Annotated in this window: 17 protein-coding genes; 8 read left to right on the top strand and 9 right to left on the bottom strand. The window is 64.6% G+C overall.

Annotation, left to right across the window (positions count from 1 at the left end; all coding sequences use genetic code 11):
• Positions 1-28: 28 nt before the first annotated feature.
• Positions 29-1,234, bottom strand: a complete 1,206-nt coding sequence (locus tag I6F38_RS19160) for an LLM class flavin-dependent oxidoreductase (RefSeq protein ID WP_225161418.1) — start codon at positions 1,232-1,234, stop codon at positions 29-31.
• Positions 1,235-1,452: 218 nt separating this feature from the next.
• Here I6F38_RS19160 and I6F38_RS19155 point away from each other — a divergent pair, with 218 nt between their 5' ends.
• The 6 genes from I6F38_RS19155 to I6F38_RS19130 all read left to right on the top strand — a co-directional run bounded on the left by I6F38_RS19155 (position 1,453) and on the right by I6F38_RS19130 (position 5,120).
• Entirely contained in the window at positions 1,453-2,562 is a 1,110-nt protein-coding gene (locus I6F38_RS19155) for an ATP-dependent RecD-like DNA helicase (RefSeq protein WP_038382266.1), read from the top strand.
• Positions 2,563-2,871: 309 nt separating this feature from the next.
• On the top strand, positions 2,872-3,588 hold the full coding sequence (gene msrA, locus I6F38_RS19150) for a peptide-methionine (S)-S-oxide reductase MsrA (protein ID WP_225161417.1): 717 nt from the start codon (positions 2,872-2,874) through the stop codon (positions 3,586-3,588).
• A gap of 114 nt (positions 3,589-3,702) precedes the next feature.
• A complete protein-coding gene (gene msrB, locus I6F38_RS19145) occupies positions 3,703-4,116 on the top strand; it encodes a peptide-methionine (R)-S-oxide reductase MsrB (protein WP_028343489.1) in 414 nt (137 codons plus the stop codon).
• Positions 4,117-4,134: 18 nt separating this feature from the next.
• Positions 4,135-4,341 (top strand): hypothetical protein, encoded by a 207-nt coding sequence (locus I6F38_RS19140; RefSeq protein ID WP_225161416.1) that lies wholly within the window; start codon positions 4,135-4,137, stop codon positions 4,339-4,341.
• Positions 4,342-4,440: 99 nt separating this feature from the next.
• The gene (locus I6F38_RS19135; protein WP_016844323.1) at positions 4,441-4,605 is read left to right on the top strand and encodes a DUF3309 family protein; all 165 of its coding nucleotides are present in this window, start codon (positions 4,441-4,443) and stop codon (positions 4,603-4,605) included.
• A gap of 224 nt (positions 4,606-4,829) precedes the next feature.
• On the top strand, positions 4,830-5,120 hold the full coding sequence (locus tag I6F38_RS19130) for a hypothetical protein (RefSeq protein ID WP_016844322.1): 291 nt from the start codon (positions 4,830-4,832) through the stop codon (positions 5,118-5,120).
• A 138-nt stretch (positions 5,121-5,258) separates the two neighbouring features.
• Here the strand turns inward: I6F38_RS19130 and I6F38_RS19125 are convergent, their stop codons facing one another.
• The 5 genes from I6F38_RS19125 to I6F38_RS19105 all read right to left on the bottom strand — a co-directional run bounded on the left by I6F38_RS19125 (position 5,259) and on the right by I6F38_RS19105 (position 10,172).
• Complete coding sequence (locus tag I6F38_RS19125) at positions 5,259-5,825, bottom strand: DUF4112 domain-containing protein (protein ID WP_225161415.1); 567 nt, start codon at positions 5,823-5,825, stop codon at positions 5,259-5,261.
• A gap of 93 nt (positions 5,826-5,918) precedes the next feature.
• Positions 5,919-6,443 (bottom strand): cyclic nucleotide-binding domain-containing protein, encoded by a 525-nt coding sequence (locus tag I6F38_RS19120; protein WP_225161414.1) that lies wholly within the window; start codon positions 6,441-6,443, stop codon positions 5,919-5,921.
• Between the two features lie 218 nt (positions 6,444-6,661).
• Positions 6,662-7,096, bottom strand: a complete 435-nt coding sequence (locus I6F38_RS19115) for a DUF5413 family protein (protein ID WP_038382276.1) — start codon at positions 7,094-7,096, stop codon at positions 6,662-6,664.
• A gap of 197 nt (positions 7,097-7,293) precedes the next feature.
• Complete coding sequence (locus I6F38_RS19110) at positions 7,294-8,844, bottom strand: hypothetical protein (RefSeq protein ID WP_225161413.1); 1,551 nt, start codon at positions 8,842-8,844, stop codon at positions 7,294-7,296.
• 35 nt (positions 8,845-8,879) lie between these two features.
• A complete protein-coding gene (locus I6F38_RS19105; protein ID WP_225161412.1) occupies positions 8,880-10,172 on the bottom strand; it encodes an adenylosuccinate synthase in 1,293 nt (430 codons plus the stop codon).
• Between the two features lie 347 nt (positions 10,173-10,519).
• Here I6F38_RS19105 and ybaK point away from each other — a divergent pair, with 347 nt between their 5' ends.
• Positions 10,520-11,002, top strand: coding sequence for a Cys-tRNA(Pro) deacylase (gene ybaK / locus I6F38_RS19100; RefSeq protein ID WP_028333475.1), 483 nt, complete (start codon positions 10,520-10,522; stop codon positions 11,000-11,002).
• Positions 11,003-11,071: 69 nt separating this feature from the next.
• Here the strand turns inward: ybaK and I6F38_RS19095 are convergent, their stop codons facing one another.
• From I6F38_RS19095 to I6F38_RS19085, 3 genes are read right to left on the bottom strand one after another with little or no spacing between them, the layout of a single operon-like run.
• Positions 11,072-11,290 carry a hypothetical protein gene (locus I6F38_RS19095; RefSeq protein ID WP_016842680.1) on the bottom strand — a complete coding sequence of 73 codons (219 nt, stop codon included), beginning with the start codon at positions 11,288-11,290 and terminating at the stop codon, positions 11,072-11,074.
• Between the two features lie 38 nt (positions 11,291-11,328).
• Positions 11,329-12,693 carry a cytochrome P450 gene (locus I6F38_RS19090; RefSeq protein WP_225161411.1) on the bottom strand — a complete coding sequence of 455 codons (1,365 nt, stop codon included), beginning with the start codon at positions 12,691-12,693 and terminating at the stop codon, positions 11,329-11,331.
• The gene (locus I6F38_RS19085; protein ID WP_225161410.1) at positions 12,653-13,309 is read right to left on the bottom strand and encodes an acyl-homoserine-lactone synthase; all 657 of its coding nucleotides are present in this window, start codon (positions 13,307-13,309) and stop codon (positions 12,653-12,655) included. Before I6F38_RS19085 ends, I6F38_RS19090 begins: the two co-directional genes overlap by 41 nt.
• A gap of 81 nt (positions 13,310-13,390) precedes the next feature.
• Between I6F38_RS19085 and I6F38_RS19080 the strand changes: the two genes are divergently transcribed.
• Positions 13,391-14,164, top strand: a complete 774-nt coding sequence (locus I6F38_RS19080; RefSeq protein ID WP_016842683.1) for a LuxR family transcriptional regulator — start codon at positions 13,391-13,393, stop codon at positions 14,162-14,164.
• The last annotated feature ends 373 nt before the right edge of the window (positions 14,165-14,537 follow it).

Raw genomic sequence — 14,537 nt, 5'->3', positions numbered from 1 at the left:
GATCGCGAGGCGGCTGCGCATTAATTGATCAGCCCGCAGCGGCGGCTTTCGATCCGACATTGACCGCGAGTTTACCATAGCGGTCCGTGAACGCCTGGGTGTCGATCTCCTCGAGCTTAATCGAGCCGTCGAGCACGCCCTTCTTCCAGGCCTCGTGCTCGGGATCGTGCTGGAACTCCGGCATCACTTCCTTCGCGAACAGCTCGAGCGACTCGCAGATGTGCTCATGGGTGTTCTTGCCGGCCTGGTTGAGCAGGATCACCTGATCGATATGCGAGGAACGGAAGCGCCGCAGCTTCTTGCGCAAGGTCTCGGGCGAGCCGATCAGGCCGCCGCGCAGCGCGGCCTCCTGCGCCTCCGGATTGTCGCGCTTCCACTTGTTGTACTCGTCCCACATGTTGACGGTGCCGGGCGCCGGGCGTTGCCGGTTCTGTGCCTGGCCGTAATAGCGCAGCGCGAACTGGAAGAAGGTCGCGCCGTCGGCGCGCCGGCGCGCTTCCTCGTCGGTCTTCGCGCACATGAAGAACGAGACCAGCGCCATGTTCGGATTGATCTCGTAGTCGGCGAGCTTCTTCAGCCGCTTGGTGATCGCGTTGTAATAGGCGTGCACCCAGGCATGCGCCGCCTCGGCGCTGACGAACTGAAAGCCGAGCGCGCCAAATCCGTTCTGCCCGGCGCGTTCGATGGTCGGCAATTGCGAGCATGCCATCCAGAGCGGCGGATGCGGCTTCTGCACCGGCTTCGGCACGACATTGCGCAGCGGGATATCGAAATATTGTCCGTGATGCTCGGTGCCGACCTTGCTGAACATCGGAAAGATCGCCTGCACGGCTTCCTCGAACACCTCGCGCTTGGTCTCCATGTCGCGGCCGAACGGCGTCAGCTCGGTGATCGAGGCGCTCTCACCCATGCCGAACTCGCAGCGGCCGTTGCTCAAGAGATCGAGGACCGCGACCCGCTCGGCGACGCGGGCGGGATGATTGGTGGTGAGCTGGAAGATGCCGTGGCCGAGCCGGATGTTCTTGGTGCGCTGGCTCGCTGCGGCAAGGAAGGATTCCGGCGCCGGCGAGTGCGAATATTCCTCGAGGAAGTGGTGCTCCACGACCCAGGCGTAGTCGTAAGCCAGCCGGTCGGCGGTTTCCAGTTGCGTCAGCGCGTTCTGGTAGAGCCTGAGCTCGTCGCCGTCGTTCCAGGGGCGCGGCAGTTGCAGCTCGTAAAAGATGCCGAATTTCATGGAGTCACTCCCAAGGTCGCTTCTTCGACCACTTATCGTGGTCTCGACCGCTTGTTGTTTTGGGGCAGTCTAGTGGCGCTCCGGATCAAGTCTAGCCTCGGGGGCGAAACCCCAATTCCGCGCAGCGGGAGACGGCTTGATCGGAACGCATGAATGTTTAGCTTGTGCTGGCCTGAGTCGCGGCGCTATCGGTCGCGCGCTCACTCTTCCGAAAGCCCATGACCACCTTCACGCCGCATCAGGACACTGCGCTGAAAGCCGTCGCCGACTGGCTGAAGGCCAAGCCCGGCCAGAACGGCACGCCGCCGGTGTTCCGCCTCTTCGGCTATGCCGGAACCGGCAAGACAACGCTCGCCCGCCACATCGCCGAAGGCGTCGACGGCGAGGTGAAGTTCGCGGCCTTCACCGGCAAGGCGGCGCTCGTCATGCGCAACAAGGGGTGCGACAGCGCCTCGACGATCCATTCGCTGATCTACCGCGCCCGCGAGTCCGGCGTCGAGCAGCCGAGCTTCGAGCTCTGGGACGACGCGCCGGCATCAAAGGCCAAGCTGATCGTGATCGACGAATGCTCGATGGTCGATGCCGAGCTCGGCCGCGATTTGATGTCGTTCGACTGCCCGCTGCTGGTGCTCGGCGATCCCGCGCAGTTGCCGCCGATCCAGGGCGGCGGCTTCTTCACCGACGCCGAGCCCGACGCGATGCTGACCGAGGTGCACCGCCAGGCGCAGGACGATCCGATCGTGCGGATGTCGATGGATATCCGCGAGGGCCGCGAGCTCGAGATCGGCCGCCACGGCGAGAGCGAGGTGGTGTCGCGCAAGGAGCTCGATCCGGACCGCGTGATGAGCGCCGACCAGGTGCTGGTCGGCCGCAACAACACCCGCCGCGCCTACAACATGCGGGTGCGGCAGCGGCAGAACATCGAGGATCCGCTGCCGGTTGCCGGCGACAAGCTGGTCTGCCTGCGCAACAACCGCAAGAAGGGCCTGTTCAACGGCGGCCTGTGGCGGGTCAAGGCGCGCGCGCAGTCGAAATCCAAGATCATCACCATGCGCGTGATGCCGGACGAGGATTTCGGCTACAAGGTCACCAAGGTCTCGGTGCGCGGCGAGTGCTTCGACGGCGGTGTCGAGGGCGTGCCGTGGGAGCAGCGCAAGCCCTATGACGAGTTCGACTACGGCTATGTGCTGACCGTGCACAAGTCGCAGGGCTCGCAATGGGACGACGTCGTGCTGTTCGACGAGAGCTTTGCCTTCCAGGACTCGCGCGCGCGGTGGCTCTACACGGGGATCACGCGGGCCGCGAAGCGGCTGAGTATCGTAGTTTGATCGTCCCGCCGGCGCCGCACTTCCATAGACCCGTCATCCTGAGGCGCGAGCGGAGCGAGCCTCGAAGGATGAATCGGCCACAGCCGGGCCGTGCATCCTTCGAGACGCCGCTCCGCGGCTCCTCAGGATGACGGGTGCAAGGCACCTACACGCCTGAATAACCAGCATTTCCTTCACGAAACCGTGTGGCCGGCGCCGTAACAAAGCGTCCCCTCGCCCGTATTTTGAAGCGTCGGAGCCGCTCGGCCTGATTGGCCAATGCCGGCTCCCGCTCTAGACTGGCCCCAATTGCGATCCCACGAGGAACCCATGCCCAAAAGCTCCCTCAGCCGCCTCTCGCTGTGCGCCGCCGCGATCGGCGCGCTGGCCGTCACAGCTTTTGCCGTTGCGCCCTCGCTTGCCGCGGAGGACGCCGTGATCATCCCGGCGCCCGCCGCAAGCGCGGCGGAATCCGGCATCAAGACCGCGGTGCTGGCCGGCGGCTGCTTCTGGGGTGTGCAGGGCGTATTCCAGCACACCACCGGCATCGTCAGCGCGGTGTCCGGCTACTCCGGCGGCAGCAAGGCGAACGCCGATTACGAGAAGGTCTCGACCGGCACCACCGGCCATGCCGAGTCCGTCGAAATCAAGTACGACCCGCAGAAGATCTCCTACGGCAAGATCCTGCAGATCTTCTTCTCCGTCGTGCACGACCCGACCCAGCTGAACCGGCAGGGCCCGGATTCCGGCACGCAATATCGCTCGGCGATCTTCACCACCAGCGACGAGCAGAAGAAGGTGGCGGACGCCTATATCGCCCAGCTCAACGCGGCCAAGGTCTACAAGAAGCCGATCGTCACCAAGGTCGGCGCGCTCGAGGCTTTCTATCCGGCGGAGGGCTACCACCAGGACTATCTGACGCTGCACCCGAACCAACCCTATATTGCCTATAACGACATCCCGAAGGTCGAGAACCTGAAGAAGATCTTCGCGGAGAACTATATCGAGAAGCCGACGCTGGTGGGCGGCACCAAGGTCACCAACTGAGGCGACGCTTCCCGTCATTGCGAGCGAAGCGAAGCAATCCATGCCGCGGCAAGCGGAAAGATGGATTGCTTCGTCGCTTCCCTCCTCGCAATGACAACCAACAAGGGAGTTTCCATGTCCGATACCAAGACCGACGGCAAGGTCCGCAAGAGCGAGGCCGAGTGGCGCAAGGAATTGACGCCGATGCAGTACGCCGTGCTGCGCGAGAAAGCGACCGAGCGGCCCTTCACCGGCGAATATGAGCATGATCCCCGCAAGGGCACCTATGTCTGCGCCGGCTGCGGGCAGACGCTGTTCGAATCCGACCAGAAGTTCGATTCCGGCTGCGGCTGGCCGAGCTTCTCCAAGCCCTCGGTCGAGAGCCATGTCGACGAGGAGCGCGACATGAGCCACGGCATGATCCGCACCGAGGTGCTGTGCTCGAAATGCGACGGCCATCTCGGCCACGTCTTCAACGACGGCCCCGGCCCGACCGGCCTGCGCTACTGCATCAACTCGGCGGCGCTGAAGCTCGACGAGAAGAAGTGACGGCTGCGATTTTTTGTCATGCGCGGGCTTGACCCGCGCATCCATCGAAAGAGAGAGCGTTTCTCCGTGATGGATTGCCGGGTCAAGCCCGGCAATGACGATGGCGGGACTGGCAAATATCACGATTTCCCGTCGAAGTTTGATCCGCCCCACGCGACCAACAGGCCGGTCGCGTGGGGCTTTGTTTTGGCTTCGGCCCCCGGCAACATCCTCGTGATCAGCTGACGGCCTTAACGACTCGCAGGCCGGAATGTGCTTTGCTCGGTCTTCGCGGGGCCGTAGGCGTCTCGCCGTGCGGCTGCCGCCTGTTCTGAGGAGGGCGCCATGTCGCTTGGACTGATCCTCATCATCCTTCTGCTGATTATCCTGCTGGGCGGCTATAGCGGCCGAATTCGCGGCTATGGCTATGGCCTCGGCCACTCCGGAATGGGCCTTTTCGGGGTGATTTTGATCGTGGTCGCGATCCTGGCCTGGCTCGACAAGATTTAAGCACCATAAACCATTGAAATAAAAGAATTTATCTTGCCGGCCCCCGTGCTATGCGCGGATTCAGCATGTGCCCTGTCAGGGGCTCTTCTGGGGTCGCATTTTTGTCAAAGAGGCCTATATTAGGGGTCGTAATGACATGTACGGCGCGCCGCCGATAATAGGCCGCCGTCCCCCAAAATCCCTTTCGCAACGCCAACTGAAAAGAACACAAGAGGTCGTCGACCATGCGTCCCCTGCGTCCGTTCAACTATAACACATCCGCCGAACTGTTCCCCGCCGCGATCCGCAAGAAGAAGCGGGCGGGTTTCGCCTATCGCCGTTTCGGCACCGCTGCCGAGGCCGTGCAGTTCGCGATGGAGCAGCTGCCGGCGGACTCGCTGAACGGCGCCTATCTCCAGGTCGAGGAAGCCCGTTTCGACCAGAACGGCATCCGCTCGCTCTATGAGAGCGAGGCCTTCCCGCTGCCGCGTCGTCCGCGCCCGGCCGCCAGCCAGACCGACGCTGACGCCGCATAAGCTTTCTACTCTTCGCTCAACGAAAAGCCCTCGGATCGATCCGGGGGCTTTTGTTTTGAGGGACATTTATTTGCGCATGATCTCCGCGCAAACGCCTTGCGTTTGTCGCGAGGGAAAACCGCTGCACAGTTTTCCGGATTATGCGCGGCGCGGCGGCTGCTTGTCGAGCCAGCGCCGCAGCATCCGCACATTGCGGATATTGGCGCGGAACATGACGTCGAAGGCATCGCCCGCCACCGGCACCATGCCGATCACGCCGTCGACGGCGACGTTGGCGAGCATCCGCGCGGTGATGTGCCAGGGCGCGCCCAGCAGACGAGCCTCGCGCACCAGCCACAGCGAGATCGCGGTGGTGATGATATCGCCGACCACCGGGATCAGGCCGATCAGCCCGTCGATGCCGTAGCGCACATTGGTGCCCGGCACGATGAAGGCGACGTCGAGCAGCCTTGCGATCATCTCCAGCCGCGCCAGCCGCTCCTCGCGCGTGAGATTGCCGAACGGATTGGCGGTGGAGTTGCGGAAGTCGAACTGGAAGCCTTCCTGAAAGGCTCCCTGAGAACCTTGGAACTGCGGATGCAGCGGGCCATCGGCGAGCTCGCGCCCGTCCTGGTCGATGACCTTGCTGCGCGCCTGCGCGCCGCCAAAAGGCGGCCGCGATCGCGCGGCGTGGGGCGTGAAGATGTCGTCCTCGGTCATGGCCATCACATGGTAACGCAGGCAGGCGGTTCAAGTTGCGTCACATTACCACTGTGTCACCTTCAAGGCCTGTTACTTCGAGGCTCCGCCGTGCTCGCTTCAGTAGACGCCCTTGTTCATGGTTCTGAGCCGCTGCGCCAGCGTCCGCATGACCTTCAGGGCAAAATGCGGCGTCTGGCTCACGAGGAAGAGAAACTGCTTTTCCGAGACCGGGACGAGCTCGACATCCGTGAGCGCCGTGGCGGTCGCGCTCCTTGGCTCATTGTCGATCAACGCCATCTCGCCAAAGATCGTGTCAGGCGCGAGGTCCGCCATGGTCTTGTTGCCGACCTGAATGCGCACGTAGCCGCTCTTGATCACGAAGAGCTCGTTGGCCTGCTCGCCCTCGCGAAAGATAATGCCGCCGGCTCGGACCAGGCGCGTTTCGATACTGTTGCCCGTCAGAAGGCTGAAGCTTGCATCTGCCACTCGAAATTCCTTTCCCCGAATCCGGACGCAGATCGGTACGTCCCGGTCGTCTGCAGCGACGGCTGAAATAAATGCGCGAACACAGAATAGAGCAGGCCCGGGATCGGCATCGCCGCTGCCCCGGACGGCCGCGGGTCGCGAGGACGACGCGGGCATGACATTGGGACTACGTTTGCGTGACGATGATATGACAGTTATGTGAAGTACGCTGGCTGTCCGGCCGTCTGGTGCGCTGACAAGACTACCGCAATGGGTGATCTATTCCGCGCCGTGCGTAGAGCGCGGCCCTGTCCGATCCCGATGCGATCATTCGCCGTTGGGCCAGAAGTCGCCGGTCACGACTTCTGCTTTTCCCTTGGTACTGAGCACCTGCCCTAATGCTGGGAAGCCGGCTGCGCCGGCGCGTGCAGCTCTTCGGCATATTTGTGCGCCAGCCAGGACGTGATCACGCCCGGGATGAAGCCGACCATTCCGTACAGGATGAACTGCACCGCGCCGCTCTCGGAGCCGTGCGAGGCATAGGTCAGCGCCGCGCCGACGAACGCCACCGCGCCGACGAGCAGCATCCGCACCACCGGCGCGATCCGCTTCACGTGCATCAGGATGTCGTCGATCGCGCCGAACATCAGCGACGGCACGATGCCGAACAGATAATTGTATTGCAGCGACTTCACGAACACGACGAGCAGCTTGGTCACCTCGCCGCCACTGGTCTCGGTCCAGTAGCCGGACTGATAGGTGGTCATGAGCAGCAGCAGGAAGCCGCCGATGAACGGCCCGATGGCTGCGAAGATCAGATAGCGTTTCATGGCGTGCCCTTGCCCGACGTCAGCCAAGTGTAACGCGGTCGCGCGACGGTTCTAGGGAAAAATCGAAAGCCGCGGCGATGTCCGGAGCTCTGCGCGTCGAATGCGCTGCAACAGCCGCTGATCTTGCTGCGATACGGAATCGCCCGGACGAAGCCGGGCGATGACATTGCTGGCAACCGGGGCGAGAGCTCAGGCCGTCACTCACCCCACGCGGCGAACGCCTCGTTGAAGGCCCGCTCGCCGGGGGCGCCCTTTTCGATCGCGATGATGGCGCGGCGCTGGTTGGTGTAGACCAGCGGCACGTCGAACCAGGAGCGCTCCTTCAAGAGCTGCAGATTGCGCGAGCGGTCGGCGTCGACATTGGAAAGGCCGACCAGGAAGAAGCCGTCGGTGACCTTGACCGCGAGCCCGGCCAACGGCGTGCCGCGCGCCTGCTCGTTCGACTTCATCAGGATGCCCGGCACGTTGCCGACGCCGCCATTGGCGAAGTCCTGCGGCAGGATGAAGGTCAATTCCGCGGTATGGCTCGCCGGCAGCGATGAATCGGTGTTGCGGCGGAACGACATCGTCATCTTGAACTTGCGATCGGGGATGTCGATGTCGGCACGCACGGCGATGTCGGGCTTCTGGTTGCCCGATCCCTTGACCTGCTCGGTGCGCCAGACCACCGAACCGACATACTGCTTGCCCTTCGGATCCGACGGATCCTCGTCATACAGCACCACGCGCTGCGCCACCGGCGCGACCGTCTCGCCCGACGACGAGGGCTGGCCGACGCGGTCGGTGATCTTCTTGCTCGCAGGCGTCGACGCGGCATCCTTCGGCGCCTCGACCGGGGCCGAGGATTTGAACAGGCTGCTGACAATGGTCATGGCCTGCTGCCGGAACAGGATGCCGGTGCCGACCAGGATCAGCAGGATGCCGATCACGATCGCGGTCTTGAACGGGAACATCGACCCGACGCGCGGCGGCTTCTTCGGCTCGCGCTCGCCGTTGCCGGCCCGCGACCGCTGCGGCGGCGGACCCTGCGGCGGCTGCGGGGTGTAGCGCTCGGCCTCCTCGATCGACTCGTCGTAGGAATACGGCGCCTCGGGATCGCCGCCGCGATTCTCCAGGCTCGGCTCGAGCCGATCGAATTCCGGCGAGGGCGACGGCACGTTGGCGTAGGTCTTGCGCGCGTTGCGGCTGGCTTGCGCCGCGGCGCGGCCGAGATCGTCGGCATCGGCGGTGATGTCACGGAAGCCGCGCACGCCCGGCGCGGCCGGCGGCACCGGCGGCGCCGCGCCTTCCGGACCGCGGCGGGGCGGGCCCGGCCGGGCCGACGGCGCCTGGGTCTCGGGCGGGACCGGCGGGTTCTGCGGCCGCGGCGGGGCCGGCGGCGGCGCGTCGGGGCGCAAATTGCGCGGCGGACGGGGTTCGGCTGGAGGCCGCGGGCGCGTGGCAGTGTCGGCGGGACCGAGCTCGGGCGGCCGGGCATTGGCGCGGCTGCCGCGGGCAACGGCCGCGCCGCCGGGGCGCGAGGCCTCGCGGGCGCGCTGCGCGGCCTCGGACTCGACCTTGCGAACCGCCTCTTCCAGCGACAGCCGTTCGCGGGTGATCTCGGACTCGGAGAGCGGCGGCTGCACGCCGCGGAGCTGCTGGATCAACGCCGTTCGCGCCCGCGCGTACAGCGCACGGCGGGCTTCGCCGGGGGCGTTGGGGTCCAATCCGGCGATGGCACGGGCGATCAGCGGGTAGTAGTCAGCCATTTCCACACAATTGGAGGGATATAGGTAATATCCCGTTAAGCCTCGAACGGATTCTGTACCAGAATAGTATCTTCACGCTCCGGGCTGGTGGACAGCAGGGCGATCGGACACCCCACCAATTCCTCGACCCGGCGAACGTACTTGATGGCTTGGGCCGGCAGGTCCGCCCAGGACCGCGCATTGGCCGTCGGCTGTTTCCAGCCCTCGATGATCTCATAGATCGGCTCGACCCGGGCCTGCGCGCCCTCGCCCGCCGGCAGATGGTCGATCTCCTTGCCGTCGAGCTTGTAGCCGATGCAGACCTTGATGCTGTCGAACCCGTCCAGAATATCGAGCTTGGTCAGCGCCAGCCCGGCAATTCCGCAGGTGCGGACAGTCTGTCGCACCAGCATGGCATCGAACCAGCCGACCCGGCGCTTGCGCCCGGTATTGACGCCGAATTCCTTGCCGCGACGGCCGATTTCCTCGCCGATCTCGTCGTTCAGCTCGGTCGGGAACGGACCCTGGCCGACCCGGGTGGTGTAGGCCTTGCAGATGCCGAGCACATAGCCGACCGCGCCCGGGCCGAGGCCGGTGCCGGTCGCGGCCTGCGCCGCCACCGTGTTGGACGACGTCACGTAGGGATAGGTACCGTGGTCGACGTCGAGCAGCGCGCCCTGCGCGCCCTCGAACAGGATGCGCTTGCCCTCGCGGCGCTTGAGGTCCAGCAGCCGCCACACCGTCTCGGCATAGGGCAGCAGCTTCGGCGCCATCGCCGACAGCTCGCCCAGGATGCTCTTGCCGTCGATCTCCGCGAGGTTGAGGCCGCGGCGCAGCGCATTGTGATGCGCCAGCAGGCGTTCGATCTTGTGCGGCAGGGTGTCGAGGTCGGCGAGGTCCATCAGGCGGATGGCGCGGCGGCCGACCTTGTCCTCATAGGCCGGGCCGATGCCGCGGCGGGTGGTGCCGATCGAGGTGATGGCGTTGGACGATTCGCGTAAGGCGTCGAGCTCGCGATGCAGCGGCAGGATCAGCGTGACGTTCTCGGCGATCCGCAGATTGTCCGGTCCGACCGCGACGCCCTGCCCCTTCAGCTTGGCGACTTCGTCGAGGAAGGCCTGCGGATCGAACACCACGCCATTGCCGATCACCGCGAGCTTGTTCGGGCGCAGCACGCCGGAGGGCAGCAACGCCAGCTTGTAGGTCTCGCCATTGATCACGAGCGTATGGCCGGCATTGTGGCCGCCCTGGAAGCGCACGACGATGTCGGCCTGTTCCGACAGCCAGTCGACGATCTTGCCCTTCCCTTCGTCACCCCATTGGGCGCCGACGACGACAACATTGGCCATTGCGAAGATGTTCCCTTCAGGTGTTTCAGACCATGATCGCGGCGAAAACGCGTCCGCCCACAGCGACCTGCATTGATATGCCCAGCCTAAATCGCGGCGCCCGGCCGCGCGCACGCAAGGCGCCTACCGGATAAAGGAAGCGGCTCGGCTGCGCAAGCAAGAAGGGGCTCGTTTACGCCTTTTAGACGGGCTACAACCCTTTGATATCCCCATTAAATTCCATGCTGCGCCCGGCCGCGCCGGGCTGGCTGGAATTTAATGTTACGGCAACGTGACGCCGGACCTGCTGTGGATTGATCGCAGCTCCTATTACGGCGATCATTCACTTAGATTAACCGGCAGGGTCCATGCCCAATTCCACCCAAGCGACGATGGCGCTGCGCAAGCTCGGCATTGCCTTCAAGCTTCACACCTATGTCTACGATTCCAGCGCCGAGAGCATCGGGCTGCAGGCGGCCGAGGCGCTCGGCGTCGACCCGAATCGCATGCTCAAGACGCTGATGGCGGAGGTTGACGGCAAGCCGGTCTGCGCCGTGGTGCCGTCCGACTGCGAGGTCAGCATGAAGAAGCTTGCCGCCGCCCTCGGCGGCAAGTCGGCCAGGATGATGCGCCCGGCCGATGCCGAGCGGCTGACCGGCTATCATGTCGGCGGCATCAGCCCGTTCGGCCAGAAGAAGAAGGTGCCGACCGCGATCGACGAGACCGCCCTCACCCACGTCACGGTCTTCGTCAATGGCGGCCAGCGCGGCCTGCAGATCGAGATCGATCCGAACGATGCCGCGCTTGCCGCCGGCGCCACGATGAAGGCGCTGGTGGCGACGCAGGACTGATCCTACGCAAGGCTGAGCCTGCGCGAGACCGATCCTGCGCGAGACCGATCCGAAGACCGGTCGCCGCGATCAATGCGAGGATTTATCCCTCATGAACTCTGCGCCGACGAAGTCGGACAGACCGGATAATTCCTCCGCCGTAATATCATTGACGTTGAGCCGCAGCTGCATGATCGCGAGGTCGAGCAGATGCGCGGCGAAGCTCGCGCCGGCCGCCCTCACGATGCTGCGCTGCTCGATCAAGACAGCGATGACGTCGCGCAAACTGCGCACTTGCACTTGATCCATGGCCCTTTGCCCGGCGCTGGCCGTTGTTAGCTGAGTTGTCATTGGGATACCGATTGTAGTGTGCTGATGGACGCCGCACCCACGGGTGGGATGTACGGCAGATGCTCGGCTTCGTCGCCGAGATGCGGGATGCGCGGGCGCATCTCGCGGATTTCGATGTCGATGGTCATCGGCGGGGGAATCAGCGTCACCGAGGCCTTCGGCCACGGCGCCGGATTCGGAGTGACGCCGGTGAAGCGATAGGCCGCGGCGATCTCGAGCGCGAGCAGTTGCAGCTCGAGCATCGCAACCCCCATCCCGGCGCAGGCGCGCGGACCGGCACCGAACGGGATGTAGGCGTCGGTGTTGTAGCGCCGCGTCAGCAGGAAGCGGTCCGGATCCTCGAAATGCCGGGGGTCGCGCTGCAGCTGCCAGGGGCAGATCAACAGCGAGGTGCCGACCTTGAGGTCGCGCCCGCCGATCGTCACCGGCTGCATCACCTCGCGCGAGAACCACCAGGCGCTGGGATAGAGCCGGCAGACCTCCTTGACCAGCGTCGCGCTCAGATTGGCGCGCTTCACCGCGTCAAGCCGCAGCTCGCCGTCGTCGCCGAGGCACTCCGCCGCCTCGTCGGCAATCTCGTCCATCAGGGCGGGATCGGCAGCCATCTGGTAGAACATCCACGCCGCAGTCGAACCTGTGGTGTGGTGGCCGGCCAGCAGCAATGTCAGGATCTCGTCCTCGAGATCGCGATCGGTCAGGCCGAGCGCCTCGAGATCGCGCAGCGCACTGCTCGAGCCGGCCTTGCGGCGCAGACGTTGCACCACCGTCGACATCGCAAGCTTGGCACAGACCCGGTTCTTGCGCCGCCGATACCAGGCCACCGGACCGAACGGCAACGCGCGGAACATCTCTTCTGCAAGATCGTCCTCGATCGCGCCCACCGCCTGAACCAGGGCTTCCTCGTCGCCGGACGACATCACCTGGGAGCCGAAGATCGCGACGCAGATCGTCCGCAGCGCCAGCATCGCGGTGACATGGTGCGGATCGAACGATCCGAGCCGCGCCAGGCTGGCGCCGACCGCGCGGATCTCGGCGCACATATGCGGCAGGAATTTCTCGACGCTGCCCTTGGCCATGTGCTTCTGCAGCACCGCTCGCCGCCGCTTGTGCTCCTCGCCGCTCAGCATCAGCGAGCTGCGGCCGAGCACCGGCGTCAGCTTCTTGATCAGCTTGCCCTTTCCGATGTCGGTCTCCGGCGCCTTGAGGATCGGGCGCAGCAGATCCGGATCGTTCACCAGGAACACCGGCGCGGGACCGAGTTGCAACGGCACCAGCCCCAGCGCGGACTCGTTGCCGCGCGTCAGCAGCAGACGCAGCGGATCACGCTGGAATGCTCGAACGTCCGAGAACATGTGAAGCATCGTGGATCTCCAATTGCCGTCCAAGGTCGAGGAATTTGGTCAGGCCGGGATTGGCGGCGAGACCGAGCGGGATTTCTCCGGCGAGCGCCGTCAGCGGGCGGCCCGTGCGATCATTGCCGATCACCTGCGGCGGGCCGTAGCGGCGGGTGCGGATGTCCATGCGGGTGAGAAAACGCTCATAGGAGAGGTCAGCCAGCGCGACGAGCGCCTTCGCTCCGCGCAGCTCGGCGAAGCGGAACATCAGCGCGTAGTTCACGCGTGCGGCCTGCGACCTCGCAACGTTCGGCAGCACGCCGAAACGGCTGATCTCCCAGGCGTCGCGGCTGGTCGGAAAGCGACGCAGCGCAAGCTGCGGGAAGACCGACTTGGTGAGATAGGGATAATCGGTGCGGATAGCCCGGAAACCGCCGACGAGCTCGACGCCGGAGAACAACAGGCAGTGCTCGGTATACCAGCAGTCGAACTGATCGCGTTCGACATCCCCGACCGTGGTCAGAAGCCAGCCGCAATGGTCGACGAACAGGCGCTTGCGCAGCCGCAACATCGCCCCGACATGCGCCGGATCAAGCTCTTCCCTGGTAATGAGGGCATGGTAGCCGTCCAATGAATGAAGCATTTGTCCCTTCCTCCAAATGCGGGAACATCTGGAACAAAAGGGGTTAACTGTGGTACCCCCTAAAACCGGGGGTTTTCGTCAATGGGCCTGGTAGACGCGATTTCGACCATCGAGGCGTCGGATACCATCGACGAGCTCAGCTCGTCATTGCATCGCGTTGTCCAGAATTACGGCTTCTCGGGCTTTGCCTTTGTCGATGCCGGCCGGCCCGACCTTGATCTGCCCTATCATATCGGCACATTTCCCGATGCCTGGAAGCGGGCGTATGTGCAGAACGAGTTCGTTCATGCCGATCCGGCGCTGGCGCGGTCACGACGTACCAACACGCCGTTCAGCTGGAGCAGCCTGAAGCTGCCGGAGCGAAGCGGACGCAAGCGACCGCCCGAGGTCAAGACGATGGATGCCGCCCGGGAGTTCGGATTCAAGGACGGCTTCGTCGTTCCCTTCCACTATCGCGACCGGCTCGGCGCGGTGCATTCGAGCTCGACGGTGTTCTTCTGGGAAGACGAGCCGCGCGACTTCGACAAGCTGTTCGTCTGCCATCGCCATGAACTGCATCTGTTGATGATTTACTGGGTGCAGCGGGCGATGGACATCGTCAACCGCGACCAGCGCAACGCGCCGACCATCCTCAAGCCCGCGGACGCCGCCGAGACCATCAAGCTCACCGGGCGGGAAAAGGAAGTGATCGCCTGGGCGGCGCGCGGCAAGACCGTGGCCGACACCGCGCAGATCCTCGGCATTTCGCCGGAGACGGTGGAAGGCTTCATCAAGCAGGCGCTGCGCAAGCTCGAGGCCTCCAACAAGACCCATGGGGTGGCCAAGAGCATCGCGCTCGGGATCATCGATTTGTGAGCGGCGCCGCGCAGCCATGGCGGCGCTCCCGGGGCTGCCGCCATGCCGACCGCATCGCCCTGCCAGGACCAGACACCGCGATATGTGGCGCGGTCACACATCCGGTTGGGTTCATCTCCCCTGTCGCCCCCTGATTGCATTCGCGCACGGTCTTGATAATAAGGGCTGTGGCCGGATGACGCTGATGCGAGCATCCCAGACCAGGGTGCGCACTGCGGTGCCCGTCCGGCGCGACTGCCCGGCCGGCGTAGAGGCGCGGATCATCCTGCACGTTGCCCGGTACGGCAGGACCCGTTGTCCAGCCGCATGATCCGTAGAAGTCCCATCGCGACGAACCGCCGGTTCATTTGCTACCAACTTTTGTAGCGGAAAT

Source organism: Bradyrhizobium sp. BRP56 (assembly GCF_020194035.1).
GTDB classification, from domain to species: domain Bacteria; phylum Pseudomonadota; class Alphaproteobacteria; order Rhizobiales; family Xanthobacteraceae; genus Bradyrhizobium; species Bradyrhizobium australafricanum.
Note: the sequence above shows the minus strand (reverse complement) of the source record. Positions and strands in the feature narration are given on the sequence as shown.